15 protein-coding genes are annotated in these 14,253 nt (G+C 65.6%); 6 read left to right on the plus strand and 9 right to left on the minus strand.

Annotated elements, in window-relative coordinates:
- Positions 1-35 precede the first annotated feature (35 nt).
- Positions 36-599, minus strand: coding sequence for a thioesterase family protein (locus KXR83_RS23100; RefSeq protein ID WP_437426859.1), 564 nt, complete (start codon positions 597-599; stop codon positions 36-38).
- Between the two features lie 249 nt (positions 600-848).
- On the opposite strand from KXR83_RS23100, the gene KXR83_RS23105 reads away from it, so the two are divergent.
- Positions 849-1,502, plus strand: coding sequence for a GNAT family N-acetyltransferase (locus tag KXR83_RS23105; RefSeq protein WP_437426860.1), 654 nt, complete (start codon positions 849-851; stop codon positions 1,500-1,502).
- 132 nt (positions 1,503-1,634) lie between these two features.
- Entirely contained in the window at positions 1,635-3,137 is a 1,503-nt protein-coding gene (locus KXR83_RS23110; RefSeq protein WP_437426927.1) for an NAD(P)/FAD-dependent oxidoreductase, read from the plus strand.
- A 7-nt stretch (positions 3,138-3,144) separates the two neighbouring features.
- Here the strand turns inward: KXR83_RS23110 and KXR83_RS23115 are convergent, their stop codons facing one another.
- The 8 genes from KXR83_RS23115 to KXR83_RS23150 all read right to left on the minus strand — a co-directional run bounded on the left by KXR83_RS23115 (position 3,145) and on the right by KXR83_RS23150 (position 9,378).
- Positions 3,145-3,822 carry an urease accessory protein UreD gene (locus KXR83_RS23115; protein ID WP_437426861.1) on the minus strand — a complete coding sequence of 226 codons (678 nt, stop codon included), beginning with the start codon at positions 3,820-3,822 and terminating at the stop codon, positions 3,145-3,147.
- 16 nt (positions 3,823-3,838) lie between these two features.
- Entirely contained in the window at positions 3,839-4,537 is a 699-nt protein-coding gene (gene ureG, locus KXR83_RS23120) for an urease accessory protein UreG (RefSeq protein WP_023958086.1), read from the minus strand.
- A 66-nt stretch (positions 4,538-4,603) separates the two neighbouring features.
- A complete protein-coding gene (locus KXR83_RS23125) occupies positions 4,604-5,254 on the minus strand; it encodes an urease accessory protein UreF (protein ID WP_437426928.1) in 651 nt (216 codons plus the stop codon).
- Positions 5,255-5,289: 35 nt separating this feature from the next.
- Complete coding sequence (locus tag KXR83_RS23130) at positions 5,290-7,011, minus strand: urease subunit alpha (protein WP_437426862.1); 1,722 nt, start codon at positions 7,009-7,011, stop codon at positions 5,290-5,292.
- On the minus strand, positions 7,012-7,338 hold the full coding sequence (locus KXR83_RS23135; protein ID WP_437426863.1) for an urease subunit beta: 327 nt from the start codon (positions 7,336-7,338) through the stop codon (positions 7,012-7,014). It abuts the gene before it with no gap.
- Positions 7,339-7,348: 10 nt separating this feature from the next.
- On the minus strand, positions 7,349-7,651 hold the full coding sequence (locus tag KXR83_RS23140) for an urease subunit gamma (RefSeq protein ID WP_031332263.1): 303 nt from the start codon (positions 7,649-7,651) through the stop codon (positions 7,349-7,351).
- Between the two features lie 105 nt (positions 7,652-7,756).
- The gene (locus tag KXR83_RS23145) at positions 7,757-9,013 is read right to left on the minus strand and encodes a DUF6986 family protein (protein WP_437426864.1); all 1,257 of its coding nucleotides are present in this window, start codon (positions 9,011-9,013) and stop codon (positions 7,757-7,759) included.
- A gap of 11 nt (positions 9,014-9,024) precedes the next feature.
- Positions 9,025-9,378 (minus strand): PaaI family thioesterase, encoded by a 354-nt coding sequence (locus tag KXR83_RS23150; protein ID WP_437426929.1) that lies wholly within the window; start codon positions 9,376-9,378, stop codon positions 9,025-9,027.
- A 384-nt stretch (positions 9,379-9,762) separates the two neighbouring features.
- Here KXR83_RS23150 and KXR83_RS23155 point away from each other — a divergent pair, with 384 nt between their 5' ends.
- The 4 genes from KXR83_RS23155 (at position 9,763) to KXR83_RS23170 (ending at position 14,184) form a co-directional block, all read left to right on the plus strand.
- Positions 9,763-10,179, plus strand: coding sequence for a BlaI/MecI/CopY family transcriptional regulator (locus tag KXR83_RS23155; RefSeq protein ID WP_023958072.1), 417 nt, complete (start codon positions 9,763-9,765; stop codon positions 10,177-10,179).
- A gap of 8 nt (positions 10,180-10,187) precedes the next feature.
- Positions 10,188-11,135: a M56 family metallopeptidase gene (locus KXR83_RS23160; protein WP_437426865.1), complete on the plus strand. Its 948-nt coding sequence runs from the start codon at positions 10,188-10,190 to the stop codon at positions 11,133-11,135.
- A gap of 42 nt (positions 11,136-11,177) precedes the next feature.
- The gene (gene gndA, locus KXR83_RS23165) at positions 11,178-12,620 is read left to right on the plus strand and encodes an NADP-dependent phosphogluconate dehydrogenase (protein ID WP_116915230.1); all 1,443 of its coding nucleotides are present in this window, start codon (positions 11,178-11,180) and stop codon (positions 12,618-12,620) included.
- A gap of 121 nt (positions 12,621-12,741) precedes the next feature.
- Entirely contained in the window at positions 12,742-14,184 is a 1,443-nt protein-coding gene (locus tag KXR83_RS23170; RefSeq protein ID WP_437426866.1) for a GuaB1 family IMP dehydrogenase-related protein, read from the plus strand.
- Positions 14,185-14,253: the final 69 nt, after the last annotated feature.

The raw sequence follows: 14,253 nt of genomic DNA on the forward strand, positions 1-14,253 counted from the left end.
ATCACCGCTCGCCGACATCGATCGTCACTGTGCGGTCAGGCGCGGCGCCGGAAAGGAACCGGGTCTGCCATCTTTGCCTCGAGGAGGTCGCGTACGGCGTCGGGCACAGGTCTGGTGCCGCCGGTCTCGGGGTCGATCATCACCCCGGTCGTCTCGCACAGTCCCACCAGGTTGCCTTTCCCGTCACGCAATTCGCTGCCGAAGTCGAAGGACGATGTGCCGAGGCGGCTGATCCAGACCTTGGCCGTCACGGGCTCGGGGCCGTAATAGAGCGGCGCCACGAATTCGATCTCCTGTCGGGCGAGATGGAAGGCGCCGGTACTGCGACCCTGGGTGGCGAACCAGCGGGTGACAGTGCGCACCCGGGCTTCTTCGAACAGTCGCGCGAACTGCACGTTGTTCACGTGGTGGTTGGTGTCCAAGTCACCCCAACGCAGCTGCAGCTCGACCGTGTGCAGGTCGGTGGGGATTGAACCGGAGGAGGTGTCTTTCACCGGTGCCAGCGTAGTGGCAGGGCCGCCGAGATCCGGTGACGGGTCCATCGCCGCGTTGCCGACAACGTCGACTCCCGACTTACGCACTCGCCGAACGGATTTCACCCACGTGCACTCACCCACATGGCTAGGCGACCCTGACGGCCGGGCAGGTCGGCTGATCGCCGCCATCAGCGGTGATCCCCGCAGACCCGCGATTTGACGATCGCCACCCACTCGCAAGCTGTCGCAAGCCCGAATCTTACGTCTCACCAGCACCGATGCCCTGGTTGAATGGTCTGCTCCGACACTCTCCGGCGAGGTCTACCACTTGCGTCGCACGAGACCGTAGGATGCCGACATCACGTCAGTGGAATGGGGAATGAAGAGTTGATCATCGAGACCGATCGCCTGGTTTTGCGGCCGGTGTCGATTGCCGATACCGACCACCTCGTCGAACTCGACAGCGACCCGGCGGTGATGCGTTATGTCACCGGTGGGACCGCCACCCCTCGAGAGGTCATCGAGGACTGGGTGATCCCGCGAGCGCTGGCCGAGGCGGGCCACCGCGGCGGTGCCGGCGTCTGGGTTGCACTCGATCGGCTCGACGTCGTCGCAGCGCGTTCCGTCGGCGACCCCCACGCAGAGACAAGCGGGTTCGTCGGCTGGTTCGGTTTGCGGGCGCCCCGCCATTCGTCGGAATCGGAGTTCGAACTGAGCTACCGGCTGCGGCGCCGAGCCTGGGGACGCGGATTGGCCACCGAGGGAGCTCGGGCACTGGTCCAGCTGTCTTTCACCGAGCTGAGCATCAGCCGCATCTTCGCGGGCACCATGGCAGTCAACGCTGCTTCGCGCCGCGTGATGGAGAAGTCGGGTCTGCGCCTGGCCCGGTTACACGACTGCGCCGACACCTCGATCGCAGGTTCCGAACGCGGTGAAGTCGAGTACGAGATCCTCAAAACACATTGGGAATCAAGCAGTTTCCCGTGGGCACAATCCGCCCGAATCGCATCGAGCATGATCGCCTGAACCGCTCACCTGCACACCTTCGGGCGAATCCGGCCCTTGCCGCGACCAACGCGAGCTCATTGACTACCGTTAGCCAATGAGCGGGTTTTGACCAGCCCTGAGATCCCGCCGCACACCGCCAACCGACAGGAGATGGTCATGAGCGACGAGACTGTAGGTTCGACCCGGCATCGGGTAGTGGTCATCGGTTCCGGCTTCGGGGGGCTGTTCGCGACCCAGCGCCTGCGAAAAGCCGACGTCGATGTCACCTTGATCGCACGGACCACGCATCACCTCTTCCAGCCGATGCTCTACCAGGTGGCCACCGGCATAATCTCCGAAGGTGAGATCGCTCCCGCGACCCGCGTCATCCTGCGCAAGCAGGCCAACGCCCAGGTCTTGATGGGCAACGTGGAGGGCATCGACCTCGAGAAGAAGATCGTGACGTCACGGCTTCTCGAGCGCATCACCGAAACCCCCTACGACAGTCTGATCATCGCTGCGGGCGCCGATCAGTCCTACTTCGGCAACGACCACTTCGCGCAGTTCGCGCCCGGCATGAAGACCATCGACGACGCGCTGGAGTTGCGTGGTCGCATCCTCGGAGCGTTCGAACAGGCCGAGTTGTCCGAAGACCACGAAGAACGGGCCCGACTGCTCACCTTCGTGGTGGTCGGCGCCGGTCCCACCGGCGTCGAACTGGCAGGCCAGATCGCCGAAATGAGCGACAAGACCCTCAAGGGCACCTTCCGTAACATCGATCCCACCGAGTCCCGCGTCATCCTGCTCGACGCGGCGCCTGCGGTTCTTCCGCCGATGGGCAAGAATCTCGGCACCAAGGCAGCAAAGCGTCTCGAAGAGATGGGCGTCGAGATCCAGCTCAACGCGATGGTTGTCGACCTCGACTACGACGGCCTCGTGGTGAAGGACAAGGACGGCAGCACCAGACGCATCGAATCGCAGTGCAAGGTGTGGTCGGCAGGTGTGGCCGCCAGCCCGCTCGGCAAGCAACTCGCCGAGCAGAGCGGAGTGGAACTCGACCGCGCCGGACGCGTCAAGGTGGAGCCCGATCTGTCCATTCCCGGCCACCCCAATGTGTTTGTCGTCGGCGACATGATGTCGGTCGAGAACGTGCCGGGCCAGGCCCAGGGTGCGATCCAGGGTGGGCGCTACGCTGCCGACGCGATCAAGGCCGAGCTCAAGGGTGGCAAACCCGAAGACCGTGAGCCGTTCAAGTACTGGGACAAGGGCTCGATGGCCACCATCTCCAAGTTCAGTGCCGTCATGTCGGTCCCGGTTCCTGGCCTGAAGAAGAACTTCGAGACCGAGGGCTTCTTCGCGTGGCTCGGATGGTTGCTGCTGCACCTGGTTTACATCGTCGGGTTCAGGAACCGTCTCACCACCATCGTCGACTGGTCGTTCGCATTCCTCACCCGAGGTCGCTCGCAGCTCACCATCACCGAGCAGCAGGTGCTGGCGCGCAACGCCATGGACCAGTTGGCTCAGATCGAGCTCGACAGACTCAAGGACGGTGGGGGCGACGCCGTGCCCGCGGACCGCGACCAGACCCCCGGCGACAAGCCGGTCCTGTCCGACCCCGCCAAGTCGTTCACATCCGAGCGAAGCTCGGATCAGTCCAAGCCTGCCGCCAGCTGATCTGACCTCAGCCGACCAGTTCGGCTGCCGTCCGGTCCGCCGCGGTCAGCGTGTTCGCCAGAATGGTTGTCATGCTGCCGCCGGCCACCAGCCCCAGGCGCGCCGCTGTCGCGGTCGGATGCACGGTGTCGGGCCGATTGTCGGGGTAGCGGTACTCACTCAGGAGTACCGACGGTGAGCTGAGGCTGTCGGTGTCGGGCCGACCGAGGCGCAATTGATGTCGCAACGCAGCCGTGCCGGCGATGTCGACGCTCATCCGACCCGACCACCGTCCGGCATCCTCGCCGCGGCGGCCAACCTGCACCCGTTCACAGAACCGGAACTCCCCCGACCCCGCGATCTCCACTGTGCATCGCGTGTGATGCACCGCGTCGCCCGCGATGATCGTGGGCTGTGGATCGACGATCAATGTGGCCCCATCGGCAACGGTGATGTGCCAGGACATGTCCGAGACGGTATCGATCCGGCCCGGCAGCGCGATGGCGGCAGCCACACTGCGCAGCGTCAGTGCAGCACCGGATCTCACATCGACATGGATGTCGATCCGGTCGCCGCCAAGGGGCGTCGCTGCGCTGGAGATCAGATGCAAGACGTCGCGGCCGGTCTGACGAACCGCCAGACCGCCGCTTGCCCGGACTCGAGGTGATCGCCCCTTGTTCGCCTCGAGATACAGCTCGGTGTGCATGTGATGTGCCGGCTCGTCACACCGTGTTCAGCGGTTGCGTCCGCGCTGCCGCGAGTTGGTCACGCACCCAGCTGAGCACGTCGGTCGCCGCTGGGTCGTCGGTCAGAGAGATCAGCACGGTCGGACGACCCTCACGTACCTTCTCCGCATCGCTTCGCATGACGTGAAGGTCGGCGCCCACCATCGGTGCCAGGTCCGTCTTGTTCACCACGAGCAGGTCGGAGAAGGTCACGCCGGGACCACCCTTGCGCGGCACCTTGTCGCCGCCCGCCACATCGACCACGAAGATCTGCGCATCGATCAACCCCGTCGAGAACGTCGCCGTGAGGTTGTCCCCGCCCGACTCCACCAGGATCAGGTCGAGCGGCGGATTGGCCTCCACGAGGTCGTCGATGGCATCGAGGTTTGCGGTGATGTCGTCGCGGATGGCGGTGTGGGGGCACCCGCCCGTCTGGACGGCGGTGATGCGCTCATCCGGCAAGACGGCGTTGCGGCGCAGGAAGTCGGCATCCTCGGTGGTGTAGATGTCGTTTGTCAGCACGGCAACCGACAGTTCATCACGGAGCTGGCGGCACAGAGCGGCCACCAAGGCGGTTTTACCAGAGCCGACGGGACCACCGATTCCGATGCGGAGTGCTTCACCGGCGACTCGTTCGCGCTTGGGCCGCGAGTGATCATGCGTGTGCGGCTGTCCGTCGATGAGGTGCGGGGGCATGGTGTTCTCCTTCGGTTGTGCGGAACGTGTTGTGGTAACGCCCGTATCGACGTCGACCCTGAGTTGTCAGGACGCGAACAGTGGCATGGCGCGCAGCTCGTGACGCTGCGCGAACACATCGAGCAGCGGATCGGAATAGTCGGCGAGCTCGGCACAGGCGATCGCCGCGGTCTCTTCGCAGAGTTCGGTCATCTGAACCCCGAGCAGAGCGACGTCGCCAGGGTCCAACGCCAGTAGCCGCTGGCCGGCAGTGGCTGATCCGGTCATGGTCGTGTAGATGAGCACCAGCGCGCTCTGGTACCCGTCGAGGCCGGCGGCACGTGCCACCGAACCCGTCACGACGGGTAGATGCGGCCGGGCGGAGTGCTCGGTCCAATCATGGTGCGGCCAGATCTTTTTCCCTAGGCGCAGCATGCCTCGGCCTTGCGAACGGGACGCCGACCGAGCCGCGGCCGACGGTGTTCGCGCGTCGGTCTGTACGTCGGCAGCCGGCACCTCGAGCCGGTGGTCGACCACTGCGGCCGTGATCGATGCGGCGACAAGACCTGTCGTGCGTACCCGCCTGATGAGAAACGCTCGCAGCGACGGGACGTCTCGGACCACACCGGAGGTGATCGCCTCCTCCAGTCCCGCAGAGTGGACATGAGCGCCCACCGGGAGCCGAGAGTCCGCCAGAGTCAACAACATTGCGAGGTTCGTGGCACCTGACCCACCCATCGGTGGCGCTGCCTCCCCTGTCGAGATCGCGGTCATCAGAACAGGAAGTACCGCTGGGCCATGGGCAGTGATGCGGCCGGCTGCTGGTCCCAGACCTGGCCGTCGATGGTGACCGTGAAGGTGTCGGGGTCCACCCGGATCTCTGGCTGCGCGTCATTGTTCGTCATGTCCGCCTTGCCGACCCGACGGACGTCCTTCACCACCGCCAGGCGCCGATCGAGTCCCAAACGGTCGGGCAGACCGTCCTCGATGGCTTGCGGCGCAACAAAACTCAGCGACGTCGCCGCGGCGAGCTTGGGCGTCGCGCCGAACATCGGTCGGGGCAGCACTGGCTGCGGGGTCGGGATGGACGCGTTGGCGTCGCCCATGGCCGCCCACGCGATCGCCCCACCCTTGATGACGGCGTGCGCGCGGACACCGAAGAACGCCGGATCCCACAGCACGAGGTCGGCGAGCTTGCCCACCTCGACCGAACCGATCTCGTCGTCCAGACCGTGAGCGATCGCAGGACAGATGGTGTACTTCGCCACGTACCGTTGCGCGCGGGTGTTGTCGGCGGTCCCGTCGCCGGGAAGGGCACCGCGACGTTCCTTCATCACATGCGCGGTCTGCCACGTTCGCAGTACCACTTCGCCGATGCGACCCATCGCCTGCGAGTCCGAGCCGATCATCGAGATCGCGCCCATGTCGTGCAGCAGGTCTTCGGCGGCAATGGTCGACGGCCGGATGCGGCTCTCGGCGAACGCAAGATCCTCGGGCACACTGGGATTGAGGTGATGACACACCATCAGCATGTCGAGGTGTTCGTCCAACGTGTTCACCGTGTGCGGCCGGGTCGGGTTGGTGGAACTCGGCAGCACATTCGGGTACGCCGCAACCGTGATGATGTCGGGTGCATGCCCGCCGCCTGCGCCTTCGGTGTGGTACGCGTGGATGCCACGCCCGGCGATGGCTCCGAGTGTCTGTTCGACGAATCCGGCCTCGTTCAGGGTGTCCGAGTGCAACGCCACCTGCACCCCCGACTCATCGGCGATCCGCAGACACGCATCGATAGCTGCGGGTGTGCTGCCCCAGTCCTCGTGGAGTTTGAATCCCGAAGCGCCGGCCCGTAATTGCTCGCGCATCGAGTCTGCGCTGACCGTGTTGCCCTTACCCAGCAGGGCGATGTTCATCGGCCAGTGGTCGGTGGCCTGCAGCATCGAGGCGAGGTGCCAGGCACCGGGCGTGACCGTGGTCGCCTTGCTGCCCTCCGCCGGACCCGTCCCCCCGCCGATGAGCGTGGTGATCCCGTTTCCCAGTGCCTCGTCCATGATCTGCGGGCAGATGAAATGCACATGGCAATCGATGCCGCCCGCCGTGACGATCTTGCCGTTGCCCGCGATGATCTCGGTGGACGGGCCGATCACAAGATCCGGATGTACCCCGTCCATGGTGTCCGGGTTGCCGGCCTTCCCGAGGGCCACGATCCGGCCGTCACGAATACCCAGGTCAGCCTTGATGATTCCCCAGTGATCGAGCACCACGACACCGGTGATGATGGTGTCGGGAGAACCGTCGGCCCGGGTTGCGCGGCCTTGGCCCATCGATTCGCGGATGACCTTGCCACCGCCGAAGACCGCCTCCTCACCCGCGAGACCAGGTCCGCCCGACCTGTCCTCGATGACCTCGATCAGCAGGTTGGTGTCTGCCAGACGGATCCGGTCCCCCACGGTGGGACCGAACAGATCGGCGTAACGCGCACGGCTCAACGATGCCATCTACGAATCCAACTTTCCGGGTGGGTTCAGCGAAATACCGTGCACCTCACGGGTACCGGCGATCGGCACCAACTCCACGGTGGCCTCGATGCCTGGTTCGAAGCGAACGGCCGTGCCCGCCGGGATGTTCAAGCGCTTCCCGTGTGCGGCCTGACGGTCGAAGTCGAGGGCAGCGTTCGATTGGGGAAAGTGCACGTGGCTGCCCACCTGAACGGGGCGGTCGCCGGCGTTGGTCACCACGACGTCGGTGATCTCGGCACCCTCGTTGATGACGATTTCTCCTGGCGCACAAAGTACCTCGCCAGGGATGGGAGAAGACTCTGCCATCGTGACTCCTCTAGGAGATGGGGTTGTGCACGGTCACGAGCTTGGTGCCGTCGGGAAAGGTCGCCTCCACCTGCACGTCGTGCAACATCTCGGGGACCCCGTCCATGACCTGTTCGCGGCTGAGCACTTCGCGTCCCGTGGACATCAGTTCCGCCACGTTCCGTCCGTCGCGCGCCCCCTCGAGGATGTGGTCGGTGATGACCGCGACGGCCTCGGGGTGATTGAGCAGCAACCCACGCCCCTGCCGACGACGTGCCAATTCCGCAGCGTACGAGATCATCAGTCGCTCTTGCTCATGCGGCGACAGATGCACGATGTCCTCCTCGATTTTGAACAGCCGATGAACACGCATCGACCGACTCATACTGCCACGCAGAGCCCGCGACGGCGCGGTGGAAGTCGCCATCGAACCGAAGAGTCAGCCGAGCACGCCCCCACTAGCGCGCAGTTCACCCAGGGCCGCGGCCGAACACCGAGGTCCGACGGCCAGCACATCTGCCTCGGTGAACGCACCCACCGACAGTCCACGCAGCACCACGAGGGCCAGTGATTGAGCCGTCGCGGGCTCGTCCACGAACTCCGAACTCTGGCGATCGAAGTACGACTGCAACCGCGTGACGGCCGGCGACATCGCCGATCGGAAGAAGCCGTACACCGCCAGCCATCGAGTCACGAGATGGCCCGGGTGCATGTCCCACCCCTGATAGAAGCCACGTTCCAGGCTGCGGGTGACGAGTCGGTGGTGACGGCGCAGCGCCGCTTCGACAACCTCGGCGGAACCGACCGGGGACACCTGGGTGGACCCGTCCGACACCCAGACCCCGGTCTGCGCTGCCGCGACGAGCATCACCGACTTGGCATGGTCGGCGACCGGATGTTCCAGCGACTGCTGGGACGACACGATGCCGCAGGCAGCGCTGTAATCATATGTCCCGTAGTGCAATCCGGTCAGCCGCGGCCCGCCACGATGGATCGCTTCGGCCACCGTGGCCCGTCCGTCGGCGCCGAGCACCGCCTGGGGGCTCTCGATCTGCAGTTCGAAACGCAATGCGCCTTCGAGCAGTCCGTGCGCGCGTTCGAGCTCCTCGCAGATCATCACCACCGCATCCACCTGGGCTGCCGCGCGCAGTTTGGGGACGGTGAACACAAACCCGTCCGGCACCCCGCCGGCAGCATCGAGCACAAGCTCCAGCGACCGCAGGCCACGCGCCCGTTCAGTGGCACCCAGCCCCTTGCAGCGAACACCGAAGGCATTGGGCGCCTGCTCAGGTCGGGCAGACCATGTGGCGATCGTGTTGCCGGCCGCTCGGGCGTCGCGGTCCTCGACCACATCCGGTCGCCAGCCGTATCCGTCTTCGAGGTCTATCCGGAGGTCTTCGATCGGCTGGCTGCGCAACCGGGCCTGGACCAGCGAGGCGATGCCGGTGCGGTCGAGGTCGGCAACCACGGCGGCGGCCTCGTCGGCGATCGCCGACGCCCGGTCCCCCCAGGTGCCGGGGGTGTCCGCGTCCACGTCGGCGGCACTCACATAGACGGTGTGGGCAGGCTGCTTCTCGGCGCGATCGCCGGGATACGCCCGGTCGAGTTCAACATCGACGGCAGAGAGGACCGCATCGATGCGGGCTCGCGCCGGGTCGGACAATCGTGTCGCGGCCGGTGCCGCATCGTGTCCCATACCGGCGCAGATCAGTTCTCGGCGGCGATGTTCTGCAGCCGTACCCGGCCCTGCGCGATCAACTTGCCCGACTCGTCGGTGATGTCGACCTCCCACAGCTGCTGACGACGGCCCCGGTGGATCGGCTTCGAACGTGCAGTCATGGTGCCCGTGCTCACCGCCCGGAGGAAATCGGTGCTGTTGTTCACCCCGACGACATGAGAATCGGTGATCCCCTTGCTGTTCAGCCATATCTGACCCGAGGTGCTCGCGACCGATTCGACCACCGAGCAGTACACGCCGCCGTGAACGATGCCCCAGGGCTGCAGGAGCTTGGGGGCGATCTCGAACGTTGCGGTGACCTCGTCAGCTGTTGCCGATTGCATCTGCAAACCGAGCTCGTTGTCGAAGCCCTTGGGCAGCGCGCCCAGCGTCTCGGTCAGATCGATGTTGTCTGTCACCGTGGTTCTCCCTTGCCTGAGGCCGCGCTCTCGGACTACGCGTCGCGTGATCGACAGTCTGTCAAAACCCGGCTGACCGGGTCCGCCCGCGGTGACCCTCTCGACCGGATCGGCACGACAAAAGAATCAGCAGGCCCCACCTTTCGGTGGGGCCTGCTGTGGCGCGGACCGGGGGTCTCTGCAGCCCTCAGGACACTCGCTCGGTCCCACGTAAGAATGAATGTAGGCTAGCCTTACCAACCTGTCAACCGCGACGGAAGAAAATTGATGGCACCACGCGTTGAGCTGTTTGATGAGAAGAAACGTAAAGTGAGAAGAATGAACGGGTTGGGTGAGCTCGAGCGGGCAGTCATGGACAATTTGTGGTCGTCCGCAGAACCGCAGACAGTGCGTCAGGTACACGCAGCTCTGTCGGCGGATCGCGAACTCGCGTACACCACCGTGATGACCGTCCTCCAGCGACTGGCGAAGAAGAATCTCGTCACGCAGCTGCGCGATGACCGTGCCCACCGCTACTCGGCCACCCATCCGCGTGAGCACCTCGTGGCGAGCTTGATGGTTGACGCGCTGAGCGAAGCGGACGAGGCTGGATCACGGCAGGCCGCCCTGGTTTCCTTTGTGGGCCGGGTCGGCGCCGACGAGGCGGAAGCGCTTCGACGTGCACTGGATGAACTGGAATCGGCCCGCGGAGCCCACGGCGAGTCATATCGATCTTCTGAGCCCTAGGACCTATTTTGACCGCGTTGGTGTTCGGGATCGTGGCTCTCGTTCTCGTGGGCCCGGCCCCGTCATGGCTCGCTCGCGCCCAGTGGCCACTCCGCGCCCCGCGTGCGGCCATGGCTCTGTGGCAGTCGATCGCCATCGCGGCAGTGCTTTCCGCGTTCAGCTGCGGCCTCGCCATCGCCGCGAATCTTCTTGTCCCCGACGCGCAGGGACGGCCCACGACGAACCCGTTCGACGAGATCGAAAGCCTCGGCGTGGTGCTCTGGACGGTCTACGTCAGCGTGTTCTTGATCACACTTCTCATCGGTGCGCGGCTGTTCTACACCGTGATCCGAGTCGCCATGCGTACCAGGGCGCGCCGGTCGGCCCACCGCGAACTCATCGACCTGCTCGACCGGATGGATCGCACCGTCCCCGGTGATCCGCTCAGTGCGCGCGACGTGCGCATGCTCGAAGTCGATCAGCCCATGGCGTACTGCCTCCCCGGCCTGCGACAGCGTGTGGTGGTCAGCGAAGGCACCGTCGCCCGTTTGCGCCGGGATGAACTCGACGCCGTGATCAGTCACGAGCGTGCACACCTACGCGCCCGACACGACCTGATCCTCGAAGCCTTCATCGCCGTTCATGAAGCCTTTCCCCGATTCGTCCGTAGCCGTTCAGCGCTGGGTGCCGTGCAGTTGCTCGTCGAACTGCTCGCCGACGACACCGCCATCCGCTGTGCTGGGCGCAAGCCGCTCGGTCGTGCCCTCGTCGCGTGCGCCGATTCGGTGGCGCCTCGCGGCGCGATGGCCATCGGCGGACCCAGCACCCTCACCCGAGTGCAGCGGCTCGTCGACACCCGTCCGGCCACAGCCATCTCGGCGTTCGCCTACGCCGCTGCCGCCGCGATCCTGGTGATCCCGACGGTCGCCGTGGCCGTTCCCTGGCTCACCGAGCTGCATCGCCTGATCGACAACTGATCTCGCCGCGAGGTCCGGTGAGCTTAGTCATAGGGTGTACGCATGACTGAAACAGCTGCCCGCGCCCAGATCGGTGTCACCGGCTTGGCGGTGATGGGCTCCAACATCGCCCGAAACTTCGCCCGCCACGGCCACACCGTCGCACTGCACAACCGCAGTATCGCGAAGACCGACGCACTGATCGAAAAGCACGGTCACGAGGGAGACTTCGTGCGGACCGAGACAGTCGCCGAGTTCGTCGCGGCGCTCGAGAAGCCCCGTCGCGTCCTGATTATGGTGAAAGCCGGCGCCCCGACCGACGCGGTGATCGAGGAGCTCGCCGCCGAGATGGAGGAAGGCGACATCATCATCGACGGCGGCAATTCGCTCTACACGGACACCATCCGGCGCGAAGCCGCGATGTCCGAGCGCGGCCTGAACTTCGTCGGTGCGGGTATCTCCGGCGGCGAAGAGGGTGCGCTCAACGGACCGTCGATCATGCCGGGCGGTCCCGCCAAGTCCTACGAGTCCCTCGGCCCGTTGCTCGAGTCGATCTCGGCCCACGTCGACGGGGAGCCCTGCTGCACCCACATCGGCCCCAACGGTGCCGGGCACTTCGTCAAGATGGTCCACAACGGCATCGAGTACGCCGACATGCAGCTCATCGGCGAGGCATACGACCTCATGCGCAAGGCCCTGGACCTCCCTGTCGCCGAGATCGCCGACGTCTTCCGCGAATGGAACTCGGGAGACCTCGACAGCTACCTCGTCGAGATCACCGCCGAGGTCCTCAGCCAGGTGGATGCCGAGACAGGCAAGCCACTCGTCGACGTCATCGTCGATGCAGCGGGTCAGAAGGGCACCGGCCGCTGGACCGTGAAGTCCGCTCTCGATCTGGGCATCCCCACCACCGGCATCGCCGAGGCGGTCTTCGCCCGGGCGTTGTCGAGCGCAACCGATCAGCGAAAGCAGGCACAAGGCCTGGCGTCGGGCACGCTGGCGGCTGCGCCATCGGACAAGGCGACCTTCATCGACGACATCAACAAGGCGCTCTACGCGTCCAAGGTGGTCGCGTACGCACAGGGCTTCGACCAGATCGCGGCCGGCAGCAAGGAATACGACTGGAACCTGCATCCCGGCGACCTCGCCACCATCTGGCGGGGCGGCTGCATCATCCGGGCCAAGTTCCTAAACCGCATCCGGGACGCGTACTCGGAGAACCCGGAACTGCCCAGCCTGCTGCTCGCTCCGTACTTCCGCGACGCGGTCGAGAACGCTGTGGACAGCTGGCGCCGCGTCGTCGCCACCGCGACCACGATGGGTATCCCCGTTCCGGCGTTCGCATCGTCGCTCTCGTACTACGACGCACTGCGCGCCGAGCGACTGCCGGCTGCTCTGACCCAGGGTTTGCGTGACTTCTTCGGCGCACACACCTACCAGCGCGTCGACAAAGAAGGCACGTTCCACACGCTGTGGAGTGAAGACCGCACAGAGATCGAGGCCTGATCCCCGATTGGACGACCGGCCCCCGGTCTTGTGTTGCAGTGACACCTCCCCACCTGCAGGTTGGGCTGTCACAACGGCACAAGGTCGGGGGTTTCGGCCTTCCCGGGTAGAATTGCCTCACGTGCGCTTCCTTGACGATCATTTCCCGAGCCATGACCTGACCTACGACGACGTATTCCTCGTCCCCGGTCGAACCGACGTCACCTCCCGTTTCGATGTCGACCTGTCCACCTCGGACGGCTCGGGAACCACCATTCCACTGGTCGTCGCCAACATGACCGCAGTCGCAGGACGTCGGATGGCCGAAACCGTGGCGCGACGCGGTGGACTCGTGGTGCTACCGCAAGACCTTCCCATCAGCGCGGCCGCCGACATGATCTCGTTTGTCAAGGGACGGCGCCTGGTCGCCGACACCCCCGTGGTCCTCGGTGGTGATGCCGCCGTGTCCGATGCTCTGGCGCTGCTGCCCAAGCGTGCCCACGGCGCGGTGGTCGTCCTCGACACCGATGCGGCGACGCCCATCGGAGTGGTGACCGAGCGGGCCTGTGTCGACGTGGACCGGTTCGCCCGGCTCACCGAAGTGCTCGACCCCGACTTCGTCACCGCCCCCGCGGGAACGCCTCCGCGAGAGATCTTCGAGCTGCTCGAGGGAGCCCACACCGACCTGGCCGTGCTCACCGAGCCGGACGGAAGCCTGGCGGGAGTGTTGACCCGCGTGGGTGCTCTGCGCGCGGGCATCTACCAACCCAATGTCGATGGCGCCGGGCGACTGCGCGTTGCCGCTGCGGTGGGCATCAACGGCGACGTGACGGCCAGGGCGACTGCGCTGGTCGAGGCCGGTGCCGATCTGCTCGTCGTCGACACCGCGCACGGTCACCAGGAACGCATGCTGGCGGTGCTGGGGCAGATCGCCGACGCCGACCTCGGCGTGCCCCTGTGCGCAGGCAACGTGGTCTCGGCGCAGGGCACCAAGGACCTGATCTCCGCGGGCGCGTCGATCGTCAAGGTCGGGGTGGGGCCGGGCGCCATGTGCACCACTCGGATGATGACCGGCGTGGGTCGGCCCCAGTTCTCCGCGGTCGCCGAATGCGCTTCGGCGGCAAGAGATTCGGGCGCCCACGTCTGGGCAGACGGTGGCGTGAGGCATCCCCGTGACGTGGCCCTGGCCGTTGCCGCGGGCGCCTCGAACGTGATGATCGGTTCCTGGTTCGCCGGAACGTACGAGAGTCCGGGTGACCTGAAGTGGGACCGCGACGGCAAACCGTACAAGGAGAGCTTCGGCATGGCCTCCAAACGAGCGGTCGCGGCACGGACAGCCACCGACAGCGAGTTCGACCGTGCACGCAAGGCACTGTTCGAGGAAGGGATCTCCAGCTCGCGGATCGCCCTGGACCCCGAACGGCCCGGCGTCGAAGATCTCATCGACCACATCTGCGCAGGAGTTCGCTCGACGGCGACGTACGCGGGCGCGCGGTCGCTCGACGAATTGCACAACAAAGCTGTCCTGGGGGTGCAGTCGGCAGCGGGCTTCGCGGAGGGACGGCCATTACCGACGGGTTGGTGACCCGTTAAGATCGTTGATATTCCGGCATCACCTTTCAATGCCCTACATCTGGAGGCTGGATTGTTGCGC

It is taken from the genome of Williamsia muralis (genome assembly GCF_051487485.1).
In the GTDB taxonomy this organism is placed as follows: Bacteria; Actinomycetota; Actinomycetes; order Mycobacteriales; family Mycobacteriaceae; genus Williamsia; species Williamsia muralis_B.